Raw genomic sequence first — 21,063 nt, forward strand, 5'->3', positions numbered from 1 at the left:
TCATATAAACATAACCTTTAACTTATTGGCTTGGGTAGAATAAAAATGTTTATAATGAAGTATATACTTATAGTTAACTTTAAGAAATAACCTCTATGGCGATGACAAATACTTCAACAGCTCTTACAGTGACAGCTATCAAAGCTTTTAACGATAATTATATTTGGGCGATAACCTCACCACGTAATAATAGTTTAACACTGGTCGACCCTGGTGATGCGAATGTTTGTATTACCTTTATCGAAAAATATAACTTAAACCTAACTCATATATTAATCACTCATCATCATCATGATCATACTGGCGGTATTGAAGCGTTAGTGAAATACACTCAAAATAGTACAGTTAATGTTTATGGGCCAAATAATAGCAAAATTATTGGGTTAACTCATAAAGTCAACCAAGGTGATATCGTGACTTTACCAGAGTTACAATGCCAGTTTTCAATTAAGGAATTACCTGGACATACTTTAGACCATATTGCTTATATTCATGACGACATGGTTTTTTGTGGTGACACCTTATTTTCTGGAGGCTGCGGTCGATTATTTGAAGGTACGCCAGCACAAATGCATCATTCTCTTGCTAAGCTAACTGCGTTACCTGAACACACTTTGGTTTACTGTGCTCATGAATATACTCAGGCTAATTTAGAGTTTGCGGCAACGGTTGAGCCAAATAACATTATGCTGCAACAATATCGCGAAAAAGTGCTCGCATTACGACAACAAAGCCAAGCAACTATACCAACAACCATCGGCATCGAAAAAGCCATAAACCCTTTTTTACGCAGTAACAGTAATGAAGTTATAGCATCAGCTAAACACTATAACCCTCAATGCATGAGTGACGAAATTAGTGTATTCGCAGCAATAAGAGCTTGGAAAGATAATTTTTAACGCACATTTACTTACAACTAGTGAAAAATTAGTCAGTGAAGCCTCTTTGGAGGTATGATAATCTAATCCGCTAAAAATGAAATAAAGACTTACGGTTGTACATGAAAAATTTCTTAATTCCTGCGCTATTACCTGCCCTTGTTATACTAAGTGGTTGCCAAAGCACTATTTCTTCTAACGAAAAAACAAGTATCGACAATGAGTATATCGCTGATTCTGTTGATATTAATCAAGCACTATTAGCCGATGAAAGTATTGATGTTATTCACCCAGTCGCTGACGTAGAGTTTACACTTAAAGAAGACGTAGCCATTACTCATGATAATATTTGGCCGCGTATTCAGCAGCAATTAAGCTTTGCAATCCCTGAAAATAAACGCTTAATTGCACAGCGTAATTGGTATGTTAGACACCCGGCTTATTTAAAGCGAGTTGCCAAGCGTGCCGAGCCATTTCTTTATTACATTGTAGAAGAATTAGAAAAAAATAATATGCCAATAGAAATGGCATTATTACCGGTTGTAGAAAGTGCTTTTGATCCCTTCGCATACTCTCACGGTAGAGCTTCTGGCATGTGGCAATTTGTACCTGGTACTGGCAAGCGCTTTGGTATGAAGCAAAATTGGTGGTATGACGGCAGACGTGATGTCGTTGCATCAACTCAAGGCGCGATTAAATATTTACAATACTTACATGGTTATTTTGATGGTGATTGGCTCCTTGCTCTTGCTGCTTATAACTCTGGTGAAGGTCGTGTAAGACGTGCAGTTAAAAATAATAAAGCCAAGAATAAACCAACTGACTTTTGGTCGTTAGACTTGCCCAAAGAAACCAGAGCTTACGTACCTAAACTACTAGCACTGGCTGATATAATTAAACGTCCACAAGACTTCAACTTAACATTGTACCCTATTGTTAATGAAGCAGTATTAACGCAAGTTGACATCAAATCGCAGATCGACTTAGCCAAAGCAGCAGAGCTCTCGGGCTTATCGTTAGCAGAATTACAACGACTTAACCCAGGCTTTAACCGTTGGGCAACTGACCCTGATGGTCCACACCAATTATTATTACCAATACATACCGTCAATAAGTTTGAGCAAGGCCTAGGGAAATTAACCAAAAAAGAGCGGTTAGCTTGGCAACGTTATCGTATTAAACAAGGCGATAATTTAGGTGCTATTTCTAAAAAGTTTAATACAAGTATCAGTTTAATCGAAGAAGTCAATAATATTAAGCAAGGTAAAATTCGTGCTGGAAAGCACTTATTAATTCCTGTCGCAGCAACGTCTCTTGATAATTATGTTTTTTCACAACAACAACGTATTGTTAAAAAGCAAAACAAACCACAACAAGGTCATAAAATTATTCACACGGTTGTTTCTGGTGATAATCTTTGGGATTTGGGCCGAAAATATAAAGTGAATAGTAAGAGTATTGCCAAATGGAATGGCTTTGCGCCAAGAGACACCTTAAAGCTAGGACAAAAGCTCGTTATCTGGCAAAAAAAGACAAATAACACCGCTTCACTTCGCAGTAACAACAGCCAAAACGCGGTTATGCGTAATATCACCTATAAAGTGCGTCAAGGTGACTCTTTTGCGCGAATTGCCGATAAGTTTAATGTCAGTATTAGAGATATTGAACGTTGGAATAACCTTAACAGGAATAAATACTTACAACCTGGACAACGACTAAAGCTTTCGGTTGATGTCACTAATAATATTTAATCCCCTAGTTTGATAAAAGGAATATCAACACACAATGCTGTCGTTGGTATTCTTTTTTCAAGTCATTAATATATTTTCATCATAAAGCTTCCACTAAATTAATTACTCTCCTCTCTCCCTTCAATCATTCCAGGCAACATTTGTACTAAAAACATACAACTTGAAAATAATGGCGCGAGTGACTATTTTTATACATTCAATAGCTAATTAAGTCTGAAAAAGTATAAAGTTGTAACGGATTAGCTAATCCTTATGTTTATTAAGGGCAATTTTGTTTTTAAATTGATCTATATCAAATATAAACCCTAACTCCTGTTGATTTATACGCTAGCCAAGAGGTAAAATTACTTGGAATTTGACATATTTAGTTACACAGGTATGAAAAATATCAATGCTCCTCGAGCGAATACATAGAAATAGTATGAATTGTGTCCAATACTTATGTGTCAAAGTAAGTAAATAGCAATTTAACTATCTCTGATTAATAATAACACTGCGGAATCCATAACATGACTCAAAGTAATACGTCAGCAGTAGACTACAACTTCGATGTTGTACGTCAATTTACTGTGATGACTGTAATCTGGGGAATCGTTGGTACACTTGTAGGTGTACTTATCGCGGCTCAATTAATTTGGCCTGCGTTAAACTTTGATACACCTTGGTTGACCTACTCCCGTCTTCGCCCACTACATACAAATGCGGTGATTTTTGCCTTTGGTACTAGTGCTTTATTTGCTACCTCTTATTACGTTGTGCAACGTACCTGTCAAGCGAGATTGTTTGGCGGTAAGTTAGCTGCATTTACTTTTTGGGGATGGCAAGCAGTTATTGTTGCTGCAATCATATCGCTTCCATTAGGTTACACAAGCTCAAAAGAATATGCAGAGCTTGAGTGGCCAATTGATATTCTTATTACTATTGTTTGGGTTTCGTACGCTATCGTATTCTTTGGTACCTTAATTAAACGTAAGGTCTCTCACATTTACGTTGCTAACTGGTTCTTTGGTGGTTTCATTGTTACCGTTGCGGTATTACACCTTGGTAACAGTATGGCTATCCCTGTATCCGGCATGAAAGCATACTCTATTTACCCTGGTGCAATTGATGCAATGATGCAGTGGTGGTATGGACATAATGCCGTTGGCTTCTTATTAACAGCTGGCTTCTTAGGTATGATGTATTACTTCGTACCAAAACAAGCTGAACGCCCTGTTTACTCTTACCGTTTATCTATTGTTCACTTTTGGGCACTAGTATCACTATATATTTGGGCGGGTCCGCATCACTTACATTACACAGCACTTCCTGATTGGGCTCAATCAGTTGGTATGGTTATGTCTATTGTGTTATTCCTTCCTTCATGGGGTGGTATGATCAATGGTATTATGACGCTTTCTGGTGCGTGGCATAAACTTCGCCATGACCCAATTTTACGTTTCTTAATTGTTTCTCTTTCTTTCTACGGTATGTCTACATTTGAAGGCCCAATGATGGCTATCAAGTCTGTAAACGCATTATCACACTACACTGACTGGACCGTAGGTCACGTACATTCAGGTGCGTTAGGTTGGGTTGCTATGGTTTCAATTGGTGCAATGTACCACTTAATTCCAGTGCTATTTAATCAAGGTCGTATGTATAGCATTCGCCTTATCAACATTCACTTCTGGATGCACACTGCGGGTATTGTCTTATACATAGTTGCTATGTGGATTTCAGGTGTAATGCAAGGTTTAATGTGGCGTGCGGTAAACAGCGACGGTACGTTAACGTACAGCTTCGTTGAAAGCTTAACTGCATCTTACCCGTTCTACTTCATGCGCTTCTTAGGTGGTGTATTAGTTGTAGCTGGTTTCATATTAATGGCTTACAACATGTTCAAAACAATTGGCGCAAAAGACAACAGTCTAAAGCCTGTTGAAGTAGCTTAGGAGACCAACATGAAAAACTCACATGAAAAAGTAGAAAAAAATGTTGGCTTGTTCTTCCTATTCACAGCTTTTGCGATCAGCATCGGTGGATTAGTTGAAATTACGCCATTATTCTTTCAAAAAGAAACCACGACGCCAGTAGATAACTTAAAACCTTATACTGCATTACAAATGGAAGGTCGTGATATTTATATTCGTGAAGGCTGTAACAATTGTCACAGCCAAATGATTCGTCCATTACGTGCAGAAACTGAGCGCTATGGTCACTACAGTGTTGCAGGTGAGCACGTATGGGAACATCCATTCTTATGGGGTTCAAAACGTACGGGTCCTGACTTAGCACGTGTTGGTGGTCGTTATAGTGACGATTGGCATATTGCCCATTTAATTGACCCGCGTTCTGTTGTGCCAGAATCAAACATGCCTGGTTTCAAATGGCTAGCTGAAAACACCTTAGATGGTGAGCTAACCGCTAAAAAATTAGAAACATTTAACTGGTTAACACGCAACCGTAGTCATAAAGATGAAAATGGCAACCCTATTCCATTATACAGCCAAGCTGAAATTGATGGCGCTGCTGAAGCAGTAAAGGGTAAAACTGAAATGGAAGCCTTGGTTGCTTATTTGCAATCACTAGGTCATGCATTGAAGTAGCCATGAGTTAAGCCTTTAGAAAAGGAAAAAACAATGGATTACGGTACTCTTAGAGGGTTAATTGCCCTCCTTATATTGGCGTTATTTATTATTATTGTGGTTTGGTCTTATTCAAAAAAACGTAAAGAATCGTTTGACGATATAGCGAATTCTATTTTTGAAGAAGATAAAAATACAAAAGTAACTAAACAAAGCCATCTTGATAAAGATAGCAAACAGGAGACTAATAATAATGTCTAGCTTCTGGAATATATGGGTTTGGGTTCTTAGCCTTGGCACATTAGTAGGGTGTTTTTTCTTACTACGTATGTGCTTAAAGAACTTTGCAGGTGTTGAAGAAGGTGAGTCTATGGGACATACCTTTGATGGCATTGAAGAGTTAAACAACCCGCTACCTAAGTGGTGGAGTACGTTTTTCTTACTCACTATTGTTTGGGCATTTGGCTATATTGCACTATACGGTTTAGGTAACTGGACTGGCCTTTTAGGTTGGAAAAGCTCTAACCAAGGTATTTTAAATATTGCTGAATCAAAAGCAAAAACATTAGAGTATTTAGAAAAAGACTCTGGCGTATTAGTACAATATGACCGTGAAATGGCAGCTGCTGAAGCTAAATATGGTCCTATCTTTGCCGCTTACGCACAACGTAGTATTGAAGATTTAGCCAGTGCTAAAAATGTTGAAATAGACTTTGACACTAAAGGTGAATTAACGGCTGAACAAAGTGATTTGTTACAAGCAAAAGAAGCCCTTAAAGTAGGTCAACGTTTATTTATTCAAAACTGTGCACAATGTCACGGCTCTGATGCTCACGGTACCACTGGTTTCCCTAACTTAGCGGATAAAGACTGGTTATATGGTGGAACACCAGAAGCGATCAAACATACGGTAATGGAAGGTCGTATTGCAACAGGCATGATGGCTTGGGAAAGCGCACTAGGTGGCGACCAAGGCGTTAAAGAAGTTGCTGCTTATGTCATTAGTTTAAGTGGTCGCTCAATTGACCCTGAATTAGCCAAAGCTGGTAAAGCTAAGTTTGCGATGTGTGCAGCATGTCATGGCCCTAATGGTGAAGGTAGCTTAGCTATGGGTACACCAATGGGCGCACCAAACTTATCTGACAACATTTGGTTATATGGTGGCTCTAAACGTGCCGTTGAAGAATCAATTCGCAATGGTCGTGCTGGTATAATGCCGCCATGGAAAGATATTCTTGGCGAAGAGAAAGTTCACGTGATCAGTGCATATGTGTATAGCCTTTCTCAAGACTAACTGTTTAATTAATTTCTTATAAATCAGTAATTAATTAACATAAAAAGCCCTTGTTACTAATTGTAAACAAGGGCTTTTTTTATATGTATTTATCTATCATATCCTAGCTGTTCAGCAATAAAAAAGTTATAATATCGCCACTTTACACACTCTTAAAATAAGCAAATCAAATGAAAACTTCTTGGTATCGTGAGCCTTGGGCGTGGTTAGTTTTTGGCCTACCGTTTGTTTCTTTAATTTCAGGAACAACATTTTATATTATCGCAAATAGTAATCCTGATACGGTAGTTGTCGGTGATTATTATAAAAAAGGTAAAGCGATTAACTTTCAAGTATCTAAAGTTAAACTTGCGCAAAAGCTTGGTATGCGTTTTGCGCTAAGAACCGAGGGTAATAATTTAATTATCAAACCAACGGGTATTGAAAAAACTTTCCCGCTATTAAACATTGACTTTGTTCACCCAACATTAGAAGCACATGATTTCAAACTCACATTAACACCTGATGCTAATGGTAATTTCAGACACTATTTTGAAGAGCCTATTAATGGTAAGTGGAAAATCACACTCAGTTCATTTGAGAATAAATGGAAAATTCAAGACACTATTGGCTTACCACAAAGTGACTTTATTGAATTGATTCCTGATCCAACGAAAGTGCAGTAACAATTACTACCATTATTTATACATCCTGCTAGTGTTTTATTTTAATAGATTTTAAGCCATGACTCTAAAATGTTTTCATTGTAACGAGGCTGTACCTTCGGGTATAAGCCTTTTGGTTACTATTAATAACACCGAACAGCCAATGTGTTGTATTGGTTGCCAAGCAGTAGCGCAAACCATTGTTGATAATGGCTTAACTCAATATTATTCAGTACGAACTGAGCCTGCCAATAAGGGACAATCGCTCATTCCTGAACAATTACAAAAAAATAAACTACTTGATGAAGCGGCATTACAAAACGAGTTTATTTATCAAGATAATGACACCAAAGAAGCTATTTTAACCATTGATGGTATTAGCTGTGCAGCTTGTGCTTGGTTAATTGAAATGCAACTTGATAAATTGTCAGGCTTGGTCAGTATTAGTGTGAATGCGACTACACAGCGTGCTACTGTTAAATGGCGTCATGCAGAACTCAACTTAAGCGATATTTTAACCGCTATTGAAAACATTGGTTACCACGCTCTCCCTTTTAAAGCGAATGAAGCCGAGTTACGTAATAAAAAACAAAGCAAAGCCTTTATTAAACGCTTAGGCATCAGTGGCATTTTAATGATGCAGGTGATGATGATTGCCACGGGTTTATATTTTGGTGCATTTTCTGACATGTCAGAAGATCATAAACACTATTTCCGCTGGGTTTGCTTTATATTAACCACACCAATTATAATTTATGGCGCCTTTCCATTTTATACGGGTGCGTTTAACGCCATAAAAATGAAACGGCTCTCAATGGATGTCCCCGTTTCCATTGCTATAATACTCGCCTTTACCGCCAGCGCATGGGCGACTATTACCAGACAAGGTGAAGTTTACTTTGAATCTGTCAGTATGTTTACCTTTTTACTGCTCATTGGTAAGTTTCTCGAATTTAGAGCCCGATCACGCGCAGCGCAAGTATCTGCCAACTTATTAAAACTAATGCCAATGACTGCGACAAAACTAACGACTATCACTTCACCAGCAGGTCATAACACCTATGAAGAAGAACTTATTGCAGCGAAACAATTAGTCGTTGATGATCATGTATTAATCAAACCAGGCGAAGTGGTTCCTGCTGATGGCGTTATTGTTTCAGGCTCAAGCCAGCTTAATGAAGCCATGCTCTCCGGTGAGCAATTACCAATTAGTAAATCCGTCACTGATAACGTTTTTGCCGGCACCATTAATGGTGATGGCAATATTACCGTGCAAGTCAAACAGCCTACCAGCCATTCGTTTTTAAGCCAATTGATTCGATTAAGTGAGCAATCCCAAGCGCATAAACCTAAACTGGCGCAACTGTCAGATAAAATAGCTCAGTTTTTTGTTGCGCTGATTTTAATCACCTCTATTTGTACCGCGCTATATTGGCATCAACATCTACCAGAAGAAGCGTTTTGGATTACCTTATCAGTATTAGTGGCAACCTGCCCTTGCGCCCTTTCCTTAGCAACACCTACAGGATTAACTTGTGCAACAACACGTCTTAATAAAGACGGCATTATGATCAAAGGTGGGCATGTAATGGAAGCCGTACCACAATTAAATTGCTTTGCTTTTGATAAAACAGGGACTTTAACCACAGGCGAGTTTCAAATAAACCGCGTGGAAGTTAATGGCGAATATACTAAAGAGAATGTGCTTGCTATTGCTGCGGCATTAGAGGCACACTCTGAGCATCCCATTGCGAAGCCATTTACCGCCCATCGTGACTTCTCAATTCAAGCTCAAAATATTACTGTGCACTCAGGTAAAGGGGTTAGCGGTGATATTGATGCTGATCATTACACTATTGGTAAAAGTGGTTGGGCTATTTCACAATTAGATGAAAATGCACAACAAGCGATAAGCAATCATCAAGATGCAAATTGTACATTAATTAAAAACAACCAAGTTATCGCCTCATTTTATTTGGTCGATCAAATTCGTGACGATGCGAATGCTGTTATTGAAGCGCTTAATAAAACTGGCCGCACTATGCTGCTATCTGGTGATAGTCAACAAGCCTGTGATAAGTTAGCAACGGTGTTACCGCTAAGCTCTGTTGAAGGCTCGCTTAGTGCTCAAGATAAAATGCATAAAATTCAGCAAGCTCAGCAAAATGAAAAATTTAATGTTGCCATGACCGGTGATGGCGTTAACGACTCACCTGTATTTGGCGCAGCGCATGTATCTATTGCGATGGGTTGTGGCGCCGATATTACTAAAAGTGGTGCTGATGTTATTTTACTTAATAATAAGTTAAGTAGCATCAATACGCTAATAAAGGTGGGTCATAAAACCCGTCGAATTATTATTCAAAACTACTTATGGGCGTTTGGATATAATGCTATTGTACTACCATTGGCCGTAGCGGGTTATATCACGCCCTACATGGCAGTCATTGGTATGTCAACCAGCTCTATTTTAGTCATAACTAATTCACTTCGCTTGTTGAAAAAGTAATTAGTAAACACCGAGGGTTTAGTGATGAGTATAATGTATATTTTAATTCCAGTTGCGGCGATTCTAACCGCATTAGGGATTTATCTTTTTTTCTGGGCAGTTAAAACAGAGCAATTTGATGATTTAGAAAAACAAGGTATGAGCATCTTGTTTAATGATGATAGCCAGCAAAAAGATCAAGAAAAATCAGCGCCGAGTGATAGCAATATAGCAGCAAAAGCTAACGCTGCACCTCTAGCTACAAACCCCACCAATAATTCAAGCGCTGATGTAAAGAAGTAATGCTAACCGATTTACTATCAGCTTTTATTGTTGGTTTACTAGGCTCAGGTCACTGTTTAGCCATGTGTGGGGGTATTACTACCATGCTAACGTCGGCTACTGAAAAACCTAAACAACAAGGTGATATTGCTATCACTGAACAGCAGACCTACCCGACAAAATCAAGCAATAACACGTCTTTAATATTTTCATATCATATTGGCCGTATTGCCAGCTACACCTTGATTGGCGCGATTGTCGGCTTTAGTGGCTCATTAGCTGCAAAAAGTATCGGTGTTCCCCTTGGGGGGTTGCGCATGGTTGCCGCCATATTTTTAATTCTACTCGGCTTATATTTAGGTCAATGGTTAATGTGGTTAAACAGAGTAGAAGCGCTTGGGAAGTATTTATGGCGTTATTTGTCACCATTAGCTAAGTATGTCATTCCCGTCAATAGCACCAAACAAGCTTTAGGTTTAGGGGCTTTATGGGGTTGGTTACCTTGTGGGCTAGTTTATTCAACCCTCACCTGGTCATTAGCTAGCGGAAGTAGCCTAACAGGAGCAGGAATAATGTTATTTTTTGGTTTAGGTACTTTGCCTGCGCTCATAGCACTGTCTCTAGGTATTAATAGCTTTAAAAGCCTTTTGCTTAATGCTAACTTCAAGAAAACAATGGCAATTTCTCTAATATTATATGGCTGTTATAGTTTAACTGTTGCATATCAATTAATGTTCTAATACCCTATCAGCACGGTCGATATTACAGTCCTTTAAATTAAGAGTTATTATCTATTATGCCAAGTAAAAATTGCCCCGGTATACAACACATTAAGTGTCAAAACTGCAGTATTAGTGAATTATGTTTACCTTTTTCACTGAATGAGCAAGAGTTAAATAGCCTTGATGACATTATCGATAGAAAACGTCCTATTCATAAAGGCGATAAAATTTTTCATGACGGACAACAATTACACGCCTTATTTGCTATTCGTTCAGGGACTTTCAAAACATTTACGGTTAATGAGCAAGGCGAAGAACAAATAACAGGTTTTCATTTAGCAGGAGATTTACTGGGTTTTGATGCCATTGCAGAAAGCTGTCACCCTAGCTTTGCTCAGGCGCTTGAAACTTCGATGGTCTGTGAAATCCCTTATAATAACCTTGATCAGCTCTCTAACACTATGCCTAAGTTGAAAAAGCAGGTATTACGTCTAATGAGTAATGAAATTAAAACCGATCAGGCAATGTTAACCTTACTTAATAGAAAAAACGCTGAGCAACGTGTAGCTACTTTTTTAGTGACCTTAAGTGAGCGCTATCATTCGCGAGGATTATCAGCAACTGAATTTAGGTTAACCATGACTCGTAGCGATATTGGTAATTATATTGGCTTAACTGTTGAAACGATTAGTCGTTTACTTAATCGTTTTCATAAAAGTAACTTAATCAAAGTAGACGGTAAATTAATTACTATTGTAGATATTGACGCCTTGTCTGACGTCGCAGAAATTTAATTAGTTATAGCTTTTCCTCCCCCACCGAGATAGCTCCGTTTATCTCGGTGTTTAATGAAATCAATTCATAATATCTTAATTTAAATCAAGCATTCACTCCTCAATTTTGCTATAAAGTAATTATGAATTACTTTTATTAACGAGAGGTTTACCATGGAAATGTATCAAAATATACTGGTTATTATCGACCCAACAACTGATGAGCAAAAAGCCTTAAAGCGAGCTGTAGATCTAGCCTCACGTATTCATAAAAATAACAATACAGCCATTAATATTACTGCTTTTTTCAGCATTTTTGATTTTTCCTATGAGATGACAACAATACTATCTCATAACGAACGCGACTCTATGCGTCAAATGGTTATCGATGAGAAACAAAAATGGTTAGATGAAATTATCGCCGAAATAGCGCCTAATACGCAAGTAACTAGCAAAGTCGTATGGCATAACAGGCCTTACGAAGCCATTATCAATCAAGTAATTGAGCACAACTTTGATCTGGTTATTAAAGGAACTCATCAACATGATAAATTTAAATCAGTAGTCTTTACACCTACTGATTGGCATATCCTGAGAAAATGTCCATGCCCGGTATTATTAGTCAAAGATCACGAGTGGCCAAAAAATGGTAATATTCTAGCAGCTCTTAATATTGGTAGTGATGAGAGCGAACATAGCTCACTCAATAGCAAAATAACAAAGCAAGCTAAACAACTAACAGCTGTGGTTGACGGTAATTTACACTTAGTCAACTCTTACCCTGGCACCCCAATTAATATCGCTATTGAAGTTCCTGAGTTTGATGCCACCGAATACAATGCAGTCATGCTAAAGCATCACCAAGAAGCCATGAACACACATGCTGAACAATTTGGTGTTGAATTAACAAACACTCATATTGGTGAAGGCTTACCAGAAACGGTTATTGAAGAGTTTGCCCGAAAACTAGATGCTGAATTAGTTGTTTTAGGAACCATTGGTCGTACTGGCATATCGGCAGCGTTGATTGGTAATACCGCTGAACATGTGATTGATCAGTTAAACTGTGATGTATTAGCGTTAAAACCTGACGGTTATATTTCTCCGCTGGCTAACTAAAGTAAACAGCCAATCACATATACTATACGTAGCTCATCAAGTACTCACTTTGAGCTACAAAAGTCTACTTATCTAACTTATACGCATATTATTTACTGACAAATCTACTTTCACCTATCATAACAATTTAATAATCAATAAGTTATACCGAACACCAGTCGTATTATTAGTGATAACTTGTAGTCCTACACAATCAATAATCATAAAAATAATAAAATACCTTATTAACTATTCGGTAAGTTTACTGTAACTAAGGTAAAGCTAAACGATCAATTTTTACTTTTTTACGATAAAGCGTATAATGCGCGACAATTAACAACTTGTAGAATTAATACTGATCCCCATGTCTAATACGCCTTTATCTGCCTTGCAAAAAACACAATTAATGAAGCTAGAAAAAAAGCTTCGACGCCATGTGGGTCAAGCCATATCCCAATACAATATGATTGAAGACGGTGATAAGGTCATGGTGTGTTTATCTGGGGGTAAAGACAGCTATGCAATGTTAAGTATTCTGATGTTACTTAAAGAATCTGCGCCTATTCACTTTGATATTGTTGCGGTTAACCTTGATCAAAAGCAACCTGGGTTTCCTGAGCATATATTACCTCAATATCTCAACGAGCTAGGTATTGAGTACCATATTGTTGAAGAAGACACTTACGGTATTGTTAAAGAGAAAGTTCCTGAAGGGAAAACAACCTGTAGTCTTTGCTCTCGTTTACGACGCGCAATATTATATAAAGTAGCGAAAAATATTGGCGCGACTAAGGTTGCATTAGGGCATCATCGTGACGACATGATTGAAACCTTAATGCTTAACATGTTTTACGGCGGTAAAATGAAAGCGATGCCAGCTAAATTAGTGTCTGATAATGGTGAGCATGTTGTTATTAGACCATTAGCCTTTTGTAAAGAAAGTGAGCTAATTCAATATGCGGCATTAAAACACTTCCCTATCATTCCTTGTAATTTATGTGGGTCGCAACCGAATATGCAGCGTCAGAATATTAAGAAAATGCTTAACGATTGGCACCAAGAGTTTCCGGGCCGTATTGAGTCAATGTTTACCGCAATGCAAAACGTTGTACCATCACATTTATGTGACAATGAGCTATTTAACTTTAGTGATATTAACAGTAATTCGGGAGTAATTAATGGTGGTGATACTGCTTTTGACGAGCCTGAATTGAACTTTAATGGAAGCGCTAAAGAGACTAAAATGCCCACGAATAAAACCGAGCAATTAACTATTATTGAAGTGCAATAACAGCTATAAAAAAAGCCTAACCCTTTATTTAATCAATATTGGGTTAAGCTCATACTTTTATCTGTTATTCACTATAACTCGTTGTATTATCAAAGTAAGTTGTTTCATCTTCAAAAAAGCGCTGATTGTGACGCAACATGTCAGTAATATCTAACACATAGTCTGCACCTCGCTCCGAGTAAGGTAACAACCCTGTCGCTAATATTTCAGGTGCAATAGGCTCGTTATTCGCTCTTAACTGCGCTCTAATCGTTCTAAATACTTGATAAGCATTGTGGGTATTTATATTTCTAAAATATCCTCTTACTGCATCATCTACACTATCAAATGCTGCAACCTCATGCTTTGCTCCTTTGTTACGCCCATTAGGCACCATGCCACAATCTGGCTCGTAACACCAAATACCAAAAAAGTTTAATCCAATTCGAGAAAAACGAGAAGTGCCCCATGCCGACTCATTTGCCGCTTGCACCAAAACCAGTGGTAAAGGAATAATATCAACACGTACTAATAACTCATTTACTTTTTGCAAATTTGAGCGTGACTTTTTTAATCGATAACGCTTCGCTAATATTTGTAACTCAGCCTCTTCTTGCTCTGTTAACCCTAATTCTAAGGTCATTTGTTCAAGCCAATACTCTAGCTTAGTGCGGGTTGCTAAAATACGCTCATTTTGAGCAACAATCGCAGGGGTAATAAAGTCAAAGAATTGTGCCTTTTTAGTTGAGACATCTGCAATGGCAGCAAAGTCTGGTAAATCGACATTATGTAACGGTTGCTCTACCACTTTTTTAACTGTTTTTTTATTTTCACGACTTTTTTGTCGTTCTTTGTCTTGACTTTGCTGCTCTGCTATAAGCCTTTTTGCTAAACTACTTTCAGCATTATCCGGCACTAAAAAAGTGAAAGGTGCTAACAGTGTTACCACCAAAAAGGCCAAAAAGCTTAACCACAAAAATAACTTAATCAATATAAACTCCTTTAAATATTTTTAAGCTGAAAACGTACCGTTTGAGCCGTTTGAGTCATCCGAATCAGAAGCTTTAGTTGACTCTGGTGTAGAAGAGTTTAACTCCCTTGAGTTAACATTATCTTCTCTATCTTTAGTCTTTACCGCAAATATCTCACGGTAGAGTATACCTTTAACGTTATAATACAACGGTGCTAAAAACGTCATACCAAACAAAAATAACATAATAGCAACAGGTCCAATCGCCGAATCAGCCAACAATGCCACTGGCATAGCCAAAACAAGTAATGCTATAAACAAAAATAAATACAATCTAAATATTTGAAAGAACTTGAAACGCAATGACAAAACAGACACTTTTATTGCTGCTAATGGCGAGAGTTTTTTATCAACAACCAATGGAATCGTTAATGATAAAAGCACGGCTAAAATGATACCGGGCACCATATATAATTGAAAACCTAAGCCAACTAATATCGATGTTAACAATGCGCATAAAGCAACCCAGCTACCACGTTGCAAGAAAGAAAACACCATAATAGCGCGTGTTTCTTGTCCGCGAGCATGCAAAACCCCCATCATTTCAACACCAGCAAGAAATGGCCAAATAACAATGGTAACTACGATATTTAGAATACTCATCGCGTTTTGATCTTTTAATACCGCTTCAATGCCGCCCATCAAATTACTAGCAGTTAACGAAACTAACGTACCAAGTAATAAAATAAAACATAGACCGATATTAATTGACATTCTACTCTGTAATGTTTTCTGCCATGCTTCTTTAAATATCGCATTAACATCAACGATATAATTACCCGTTAATGCATTTTTCAACAGGGAGCATTCTAACTCTTTACTATTTTTTTCTGACAATGTAACTAACCTTATTTAACCCAAAACAGCTTAACCAAAAACAGCGCTAGTAACGTGCCTATGATTAATAAAACACATTTTACCAGCAACATATTGTATATGCGCGTAAGCTTTATTCAATAATATCAATATCTATCATACATACACACTAAGTACATTGTACTAACTTAAATCACTTAACACTAACTGTATGGCAAGTATAAAAAGCACTACCCCCATCAGTCTATCGAATAAATAGCCTTTACGAGCAAGTAACTTTCTCACTTTATCTTGTGTTAATAAATACGACAAAAAGCAAAACCAGCTACCCGTAGCGATCACCAAATAAAGCCCATAAATTAATTTGATACCTAATGGTGTGTCAGGCGCAATAACCACTGAGAATAAACTAACAAAAAACAACGTTGCCTTAACATTTAAACCGTTAATTAAAAAGCCAGTAAAGAAAGCCTTTTTAGCGGATGGCGGTTGCTCTACATCCGCTGGATGCGTTAGCTCTTTTTGAGTTAACTTATCTTCTTGCATTACTTCTGCTGGTTTTTCAGCACGAATACAATGCCAAGCGATATAACAAAAATAAGCAGCAGCGATATACTTTAATGCCGTAAATAAGCGCTCATCACTCGCAATAAGTAACCCAATACCGACTAATGAATAAGTCACATGTAAAATAATACCTGCAGCAATACCTAAACTGGTATACATGGCAACTTTACGGTTATAACGAATGCTTTGTTTTAGCACAATAGCAAAGTCAGGACCTGGGCTGGCTACAGCAAGAAAATGCACAACAACAATAACTAAAAATTGTTCAAAATACCCCATACACCCCGTCACTCAAAAATAGGCTAAAAATAAAAGGGTATTCTACCTGAGAAGCCAATAAAGACGTAATTAATCTTTAAAATAACAACTTATCATTTTATTTAACTCTTTTTGCGCATCATAAAAATAGTAATAAATCACAAATGAACAGGGTCAGATGCACGACTCTCTTCATGAATAACTTTAGGATTATTTACTTGCTTTAACGCGTTAAGTATTTGACGATAAAAACGCCACGTTTCATCAAATGAATCAAATTGATAGGTTTTCCCACAATAGCTTGCTTTCATCTCAACACCTCTACAAACATGATTTGAGCAACTATTGTATGAAAAATAAAAATTCATACTTAACTAGGGGCTTATATGGACTCCCCGTTGATGTCAAACAGAGAATATTTAAAATAAATTAGATGCTAGCTTATATACGGGCTCAAATTGAGGTGCTACCTCTGGCCTCTGATGTTTTCGCACCTTCATGACTTTTCTGTTGAGCAGTTTTATAAACTTCAGCCCCTAACAGTCTCTTGAAGGTTGGTCTTACCTATTTTAAACGCTCTTTTTGACAAATCTAAGCCACAAGTAATTGTGGCTAATACTCTTTATTGTGCTTTAGCAATGCAAAAGCTGTTCTTACCGTTTTATTAGCCAACGCTATCGCCGCTACTTTTTTACCTCGACGAACGGTTAATTCTCTTAACCAGATATCTTTTTGGCTACGGCTTTCTCTTTTTTCTAATTGGCAAACAACAGCTAATGCACCTTTATACAAAGCACTACGCAGCTTCTTGCTTCCTACCACTTTCGATATTGAGCCTACTTTTTCTTTACCACCGCTACTATGTTGTACTGGCGTTAAGCCAAAACAGGCCGCAGCTTCCCTACCATTTTTGAAATGTGTGGTGTTACCTAAAGCTATTTTCATTAAAATAGCACAGACAGGGCCCACACCTTCTAATGCTTGTAAACGAGTGCAGATTTGGTCTTCTTTAACGATTTCTCGTAGCTTCTCTTCAATCAGCTTAACTTCTTCTATGGTATCAATAAAACGTCGAAAAATGACCTGTATTGAAAAGCGAAAAGTATGTGTTAATTCATTTTCAGCATCTTCAAGTATCTCAGGAATAGCTTGTATTAACTTAGCATCACCCTGGGCAATGGCATGTCCTAATTCAAGTAATAAAGCGCGAAGTTGATTACTTAAGCTGACTTTTTGCTTAACTAATAAATCCCGCATGCATTCCATTCCTTGTAGACATTGCTCTTGCACTGAAAGTAAACGACTTTCTTTTATATGAGACTGGCGAGCCGCAACAGAAATAGCGAGTGCATCATTAGCGTCTGTCTTCTGGCCTTGCCTAAACGCTTTAACCTGTCTCGCATTGATACTTTTTACATAATGACCCGCTTGCTTGGCAAAGCGTGCCCAATAATGTGTACCGCTACATGATTCCATAGCAACTAAAGATTTTTTCTCTTTAATTAGTAATTCTTTGAGTTTAGCTCTGGAGATTGCTTTGTTATAAATAACCTTACCGTTTTTATCTGTCTTACAAACCTGAAATAAATTTTTTGCTAAATCAATCGCAATCACATTACAATTAAACATGTATGGGCTCCTTAGTAAAAGTTTAGTCACTTATTACGTTACTCCCGAGGGAGGTGGGAGTCCATACATCTGCTGATCTTTCGAGATTGTTTTTGCAGCTTTTTGTTGGGTATTTATACAAGACAGAGCCTTTGTCGTGTGGTTATTCCACATAAAAAGGTGATAACGCAGTAAAAATGACCAACAAACGCTGTCCGAAGGATTCGGCTAAAAGCGTTTTACTCTTTGTTGAACAGTATTTGCTTAGAATGACTAGGCAACACACTGTCCGCCGCGATTAAAACGCTTTTATCTCGAACAAAAGTTAACCGCGAAAGATCAACAGCCCCTAAAGTGTTATTTGAATGTGCAAAATCGTTATCGATAATATGCAGGCTCGTGCTAATTTTGTGGGTGTTTTTGATGAATCGTGTGCAAGACTTGCTCAAAATAATCGCTGCCTTTTTTCTCAGCTAAAGCAATATTATTTTCAGGTATTTTTTCAGGTTCCTTATAAACCGACAATACTTTTTCCATACTGGCTTCTCGAATAATATGCAGCATAGGATAAGGTGAACGGTTAGTGAAATTACTCGGCTCATTAAAATCTTCACCGGCAAAGCAATACTCGGGGTGCATAGTGGCTAACTGAAATATCCCTTCAAAACCCGATTCAATCAATAAATCATTAGCATAGTCAACTAAGTCTAAGTAGCGTTCAAAGTGTCTGAAACCATCATTATAAATAATCAGTGTTGTTTCAATTTCATCATGCTTTTGTAAATAATGACACTGTTCAATAAACTCATGCAATGCTGGTTTCACTTGAGATGTAGCTGATTGATGGTAATAAATAGTGTTATTAACAAACTCTTTTTTAGCAAAGGGACAAAAGTTTAAGCCGATAATAATTTCAGCTAACCATGCTTTAGTTGCATCAATAGCAGGTGAATAGTTGTTTTTACTTGTCATGCTTATTTCGCTTTATACGTTGTTATGTTTCAGATTGTTGTAAACGCCACATTTTACTATATTGCCCCTGCATTGCTAATAGCTGCTGGTGTGTACCTTGCTCAACAATAGCACCTTTAGCCATAACTAAAATATTATCACTATCAACAATGGTTGAAAGCCGATGTGCAATCACTACACTAGTACGATTTTTAGCTACATCATTAATGGCTTTAAGTATTGCCTGCTCTGAATGGCTATCAAGTGATGAAGTGGCTTCATCAAACACTAATATTTGTGGATTTTTCAAAATAGTACGCGCAATCGCCACACGTTGTTTTTCACCACCTGACAATTTTAAACCACGCTCACCTACTTTAGTTTCAAGCCCATCAGGTAAACTCGCCACAAAGTCAGCTAAGTGAGCCATTTCTATCGCTTTTAATACCTGCTCTTTAGTTGCTGTTATGCAACCATATTGAACATTATTAAACAAAGTATCGTTAAAAAGTACCGTATCTTGAGGGACGATACCTATCTGCTTTCGTAAAGAGTGCTGCGACACATCACTGATATTTTGCTCATTAATACGAATCTCACCACCGGTAACCTCATAAAAGCGAAAAAGCAGTTTAACTAAGGTCGACTTCCCTGAGCCACTTTGACCAACAATGGCTACTTTTTGCCCTGCTTTGATCATAAATGACAGCTCGTTAATAATTGGCCGCTTTACCTCATATGAAAATGAGACGTTATCGAAACAAATAGTTGCTTGGCTAGCGTCATGATTAGTGCCGGGTTGGTTGAGTAATAATTCGCTAGCATTGTCGCGATCGCTAATTTTTGCCGTTTGCCCTAACAATGAAAATAAGTTTTCAATATTCGCTAAGGAGCCTTTAATTTCACGATAAACAAAACCTAAAAAGTTTAGTGGCATAAACAATTGCATCATAAAGGCGTTAATTAATACAAAGTCACCTAAACTCATGTGCCCTTCGCTCACTTTTACCGCAGCGAGTGCAAGCATTGAAGTCATTGCGATAGCAATAATCAGAGCCTGACCACCATTAAGCGCAAATAAAGATAGGCGGTTTTTTATTTTGGCTTGCTCCCAACTAGCAAGTTGCTGATCATAAGCTTGGGCTTCATATTCTTCGTTAGTAAAGTATTTAACGGTTTCATAATTAAGTAAGCTGTCAATCGCGCGGGTATTGCTAGACGAGTCAGCTTTATTCGCTTCCCTAACATAACGAGTTCTAAGTTCAGTCGCATAAACCGAGTACGCAATATAAGTTAAAATAGAGCCTAAGGTTATCAGTGCAAACCAAATGCCATAATTAACAAATAAAATGGTGACTACCATGACAATCTCAAGCAAGGTTGGCACAATATTAAACACCATAAAGCGCATTAAAAAGTTAATGCCTGAAGTGCCTCGATCAATATCTCGTGATAAACCACCAGTTTGTCGATTTAAATGAAAGTCTAAATCGAGTTGGTGCAAATGCCTAAACACTTTCAAACCAATACGGCGAATAGCACGTTCAGTCACGCGGCCAAATAAGGTATCGCGAATTTCGGCAAGCACCACAATAGACAAACGTACTAAACCATAAGCAAGCACTAAACCCAATGGCACAATGGCTAAGGCTGAACTAGCAAGATCTTTATTGTCATTGGTATCCAAGGTATCAACAATATCTTTAAGGATGAATGGCAGATAAACACTCGCAACTTTGGTGAGTACTAAGCAAAGCATCGCTACAGCAATGCGCTTTTTATATTCAAAAAGATACGGCAGAATAAGTTTAAAGGCTTGCCAGTTTATAGTGTTTACTTCATGTTCTGGATAACTAGAGCGGCGCATGGCGTACTTTGCTTGAGAAGAAACACCTATAATAAGCCATAATCTAAATTTTCTAAAGGCGTTGCTTTTTTATTTGCTTCATTGTGAAACAATAAGAGCGAGTGTCAAAAATGGTATGAGCTATAAAGAGCACTAACAGGAACTGTGTTTATATACCTTAAGGCGCTAAATCTTAAGCTTTAAATAAAAAAACCATACT

At 37.6% G+C, this 21,063-nt stretch carries 20 protein-coding genes and 1 pseudogene; 13 read left to right on the top strand and 8 right to left on the bottom strand.

What is annotated here, in order from left to right; translation table 11 throughout:
- Positions 1–101 precede the first annotated feature (101 nt).
- The 13 genes from gloB to ttcA all read left to right on the top strand — a co-directional run bounded on the left by gloB (position 102) and on the right by ttcA (position 13,788).
- A complete protein-coding gene (gene gloB / locus ABD005_RS12765) occupies positions 102–899 on the top strand; it encodes a hydroxyacylglutathione hydrolase (RefSeq protein ID WP_343817916.1) in 798 nt (265 codons plus the stop codon).
- 101 nt (positions 900–1,000) lie between these two features.
- The gene (locus ABD005_RS12770) at positions 1,001–2,629 is read left to right on the top strand and encodes a lytic transglycosylase (RefSeq protein ID WP_343817863.1); all 1,629 of its coding nucleotides are present in this window, start codon (positions 1,001–1,003) and stop codon (positions 2,627–2,629) included.
- 509 nt (positions 2,630–3,138) lie between these two features.
- Complete coding sequence (gene ccoN, locus ABD005_RS12775; protein ID WP_215979578.1) at positions 3,139–4,563, top strand: cytochrome-c oxidase, cbb3-type subunit I; 1,425 nt, start codon at positions 3,139–3,141, stop codon at positions 4,561–4,563.
- 9 nt (positions 4,564–4,572) lie between these two features.
- Entirely contained in the window at positions 4,573–5,217 is a 645-nt protein-coding gene (gene ccoO, locus ABD005_RS12780) for a cytochrome-c oxidase, cbb3-type subunit II (protein ID WP_215979579.1), read from the top strand.
- A gap of 33 nt (positions 5,218–5,250) precedes the next feature.
- Positions 5,251–5,457, top strand: a complete 207-nt coding sequence (locus tag ABD005_RS12785) for a cbb3-type cytochrome oxidase subunit 3 (protein ID WP_343817865.1) — start codon at positions 5,251–5,253, stop codon at positions 5,455–5,457.
- Complete coding sequence (locus tag ABD005_RS12790; protein WP_215979581.1) at positions 5,450–6,490, top strand: c-type cytochrome; 1,041 nt, start codon at positions 5,450–5,452, stop codon at positions 6,488–6,490. The genes ABD005_RS12785 and ABD005_RS12790 overlap by 8 nt, the downstream gene beginning before the upstream one ends.
- A gap of 170 nt (positions 6,491–6,660) precedes the next feature.
- A complete protein-coding gene (locus ABD005_RS12795) occupies positions 6,661–7,155 on the top strand; it encodes a FixH family protein (RefSeq protein ID WP_343817868.1) in 495 nt (164 codons plus the stop codon).
- A 58-nt stretch (positions 7,156–7,213) separates the two neighbouring features.
- Positions 7,214–9,643: a heavy metal translocating P-type ATPase gene (locus ABD005_RS12800; RefSeq protein WP_343817869.1), complete on the top strand. Its 2,430-nt coding sequence runs from the start codon at positions 7,214–7,216 to the stop codon at positions 9,641–9,643.
- Positions 9,644–9,676: 33 nt separating this feature from the next.
- Positions 9,677–9,925, top strand: a complete 249-nt coding sequence (gene ccoS, locus ABD005_RS12805; protein WP_343817871.1) for a cbb3-type cytochrome oxidase assembly protein CcoS — start codon at positions 9,677–9,679, stop codon at positions 9,923–9,925.
- Positions 9,925–10,644 carry a sulfite exporter TauE/SafE family protein gene (locus ABD005_RS12810; RefSeq protein ID WP_343817873.1) on the top strand — a complete coding sequence of 240 codons (720 nt, stop codon included), beginning with the start codon at positions 9,925–9,927 and terminating at the stop codon, positions 10,642–10,644. The genes ccoS and ABD005_RS12810 overlap by 1 nt, the downstream gene beginning before the upstream one ends.
- Positions 10,645–10,700: 56 nt before the next feature.
- Positions 10,701–11,420 carry a fumarate/nitrate reduction transcriptional regulator Fnr gene (gene fnr, locus ABD005_RS12815; protein WP_215979586.1) on the top strand — a complete coding sequence of 240 codons (720 nt, stop codon included), beginning with the start codon at positions 10,701–10,703 and terminating at the stop codon, positions 11,418–11,420.
- Positions 11,421–11,573: 153 nt separating this feature from the next.
- A complete protein-coding gene (uspE, locus tag ABD005_RS12820; RefSeq protein WP_343817874.1) occupies positions 11,574–12,518 on the top strand; it encodes a universal stress protein UspE in 945 nt (314 codons plus the stop codon).
- Between the two features lie 343 nt (positions 12,519–12,861).
- Entirely contained in the window at positions 12,862–13,788 is a 927-nt protein-coding gene (ttcA, locus tag ABD005_RS12825) for a tRNA 2-thiocytidine(32) synthetase TtcA (protein ID WP_343817875.1), read from the top strand.
- A 64-nt stretch (positions 13,789–13,852) separates the two neighbouring features.
- Here ttcA and ABD005_RS12830 read toward each other — a convergent pair whose 3' ends face one another.
- The 8 genes and pseudogenes from ABD005_RS12830 to ABD005_RS12865 all read right to left on the bottom strand — a co-directional run bounded on the left by ABD005_RS12830 (position 13,853) and on the right by ABD005_RS12865 (position 20,864).
- Positions 13,853–14,758 carry a glucosaminidase domain-containing protein gene (locus ABD005_RS12830; protein ID WP_252738841.1) on the bottom strand — a complete coding sequence of 302 codons (906 nt, stop codon included), beginning with the start codon at positions 14,756–14,758 and terminating at the stop codon, positions 13,853–13,855.
- A 21-nt stretch (positions 14,759–14,779) separates the two neighbouring features.
- A complete protein-coding gene (locus ABD005_RS12835) occupies positions 14,780–15,634 on the bottom strand; it encodes a hypothetical protein (protein WP_215979590.1) in 855 nt (284 codons plus the stop codon).
- 162 nt (positions 15,635–15,796) lie between these two features.
- The gene (locus ABD005_RS12840) at positions 15,797–16,459 is read right to left on the bottom strand and encodes a LysE family translocator (RefSeq protein ID WP_343817877.1); all 663 of its coding nucleotides are present in this window, start codon (positions 16,457–16,459) and stop codon (positions 15,797–15,799) included.
- A 137-nt stretch (positions 16,460–16,596) separates the two neighbouring features.
- Complete coding sequence (locus ABD005_RS12845) at positions 16,597–16,749, bottom strand: hypothetical protein (RefSeq protein ID WP_343817878.1); 153 nt, start codon at positions 16,747–16,749, stop codon at positions 16,597–16,599.
- A 301-nt stretch (positions 16,750–17,050) separates the two neighbouring features.
- Positions 17,051–18,067: an IS110 family RNA-guided transposase gene (locus ABD005_RS12850; protein WP_343817880.1), complete on the bottom strand. Its 1,017-nt coding sequence runs from the start codon at positions 18,065–18,067 to the stop codon at positions 17,051–17,053.
- A 22-nt stretch (positions 18,068–18,089) separates the two neighbouring features.
- Positions 18,090–18,332, bottom strand: a pseudogene (locus tag ABD005_RS12855) (hypothetical protein).
- Between the two features lie 116 nt (positions 18,333–18,448).
- Positions 18,449–19,018, bottom strand: a complete 570-nt coding sequence (locus ABD005_RS12860; RefSeq protein ID WP_343817882.1) for a DUF1415 domain-containing protein — start codon at positions 19,016–19,018, stop codon at positions 18,449–18,451.
- Positions 19,019–19,040: 22 nt separating this feature from the next.
- Positions 19,041–20,864, bottom strand: coding sequence for an ABCB family ABC transporter ATP-binding protein/permease (locus ABD005_RS12865; RefSeq protein WP_343817883.1), 1,824 nt, complete (start codon positions 20,862–20,864; stop codon positions 19,041–19,043).
- Positions 20,865–21,063: the final 199 nt, after the last annotated feature.

This window comes from Colwellia asteriadis (assembly GCF_039523295.1).
GTDB lineage: Bacteria > Pseudomonadota > Gammaproteobacteria > Enterobacterales > Alteromonadaceae > Colwellia > Colwellia asteriadis.

What these genes read in the sequence shown, in the direction of transcription:
- gloB (WP_343817916.1), top strand. Translation starts at nt 102, where the DNA reads ATGACAAATACTTCAACAGCTCTTACAGTGACAGCTATCAAAGCTTTT.
- ABD005_RS12770 (WP_343817863.1), top strand. Translation starts at nt 1,001, where the DNA reads ATGAAAAATTTCTTAATTCCTGCGCTATTACCTGCCCTTGTTATACTA.
- ccoN (WP_215979578.1), top strand. Translation starts at nt 3,139, where the DNA reads ATGACTCAAAGTAATACGTCAGCAGTAGACTACAACTTCGATGTTGTA.
- ccoO (WP_215979579.1), top strand. Translation starts at nt 4,573, where the DNA reads ATGAAAAACTCACATGAAAAAGTAGAAAAAAATGTTGGCTTGTTCTTC.
- ABD005_RS12785 (WP_343817865.1), top strand. Translation starts at nt 5,251, where the DNA reads ATGGATTACGGTACTCTTAGAGGGTTAATTGCCCTCCTTATATTGGCG.
- ABD005_RS12790 (WP_215979581.1), top strand. Translation starts at nt 5,450, where the DNA reads ATGTCTAGCTTCTGGAATATATGGGTTTGGGTTCTTAGCCTTGGCACA.
- ABD005_RS12795 (WP_343817868.1), top strand. Translation starts at nt 6,661, where the DNA reads ATGAAAACTTCTTGGTATCGTGAGCCTTGGGCGTGGTTAGTTTTTGGC.
- ABD005_RS12800 (WP_343817869.1), top strand. Translation starts at nt 7,214, where the DNA reads ATGACTCTAAAATGTTTTCATTGTAACGAGGCTGTACCTTCGGGTATA.
- ccoS (WP_343817871.1), top strand. Translation starts at nt 9,677, where the DNA reads ATGTATATTTTAATTCCAGTTGCGGCGATTCTAACCGCATTAGGGATT.
- ABD005_RS12810 (WP_343817873.1), top strand. Translation starts at nt 9,925, where the DNA reads ATGCTAACCGATTTACTATCAGCTTTTATTGTTGGTTTACTAGGCTCA.
- fnr (WP_215979586.1), top strand. Translation starts at nt 10,701, where the DNA reads ATGCCAAGTAAAAATTGCCCCGGTATACAACACATTAAGTGTCAAAAC.
- uspE (WP_343817874.1), top strand. Translation starts at nt 11,574, where the DNA reads ATGGAAATGTATCAAAATATACTGGTTATTATCGACCCAACAACTGAT.
- ttcA (WP_343817875.1), top strand. Translation starts at nt 12,862, where the DNA reads ATGTCTAATACGCCTTTATCTGCCTTGCAAAAAACACAATTAATGAAG.
- ABD005_RS12840 (WP_343817877.1), bottom strand. Translation starts at nt 16,459, where the DNA reads ATGGGGTATTTTGAACAATTTTTAGTTATTGTTGTTGTGCATTTTCTT.
- ABD005_RS12845 (WP_343817878.1), bottom strand. Translation starts at nt 16,749, where the DNA reads ATGAAAGCAAGCTATTGTGGGAAAACCTATCAATTTGATTCATTTGAT.
- ABD005_RS12850 (WP_343817880.1), bottom strand. Translation starts at nt 18,067, where the DNA reads ATGTTTAATTGTAATGTGATTGCGATTGATTTAGCAAAAAATTTATTT.
- ABD005_RS12860 (WP_343817882.1), bottom strand. Translation starts at nt 19,018, where the DNA reads ATGACAAGTAAAAACAACTATTCACCTGCTATTGATGCAACTAAAGCA.
- ABD005_RS12865 (WP_343817883.1), bottom strand. Translation starts at nt 20,864, where the DNA reads ATGCGCCGCTCTAGTTATCCAGAACATGAAGTAAACACTATAAACTGG.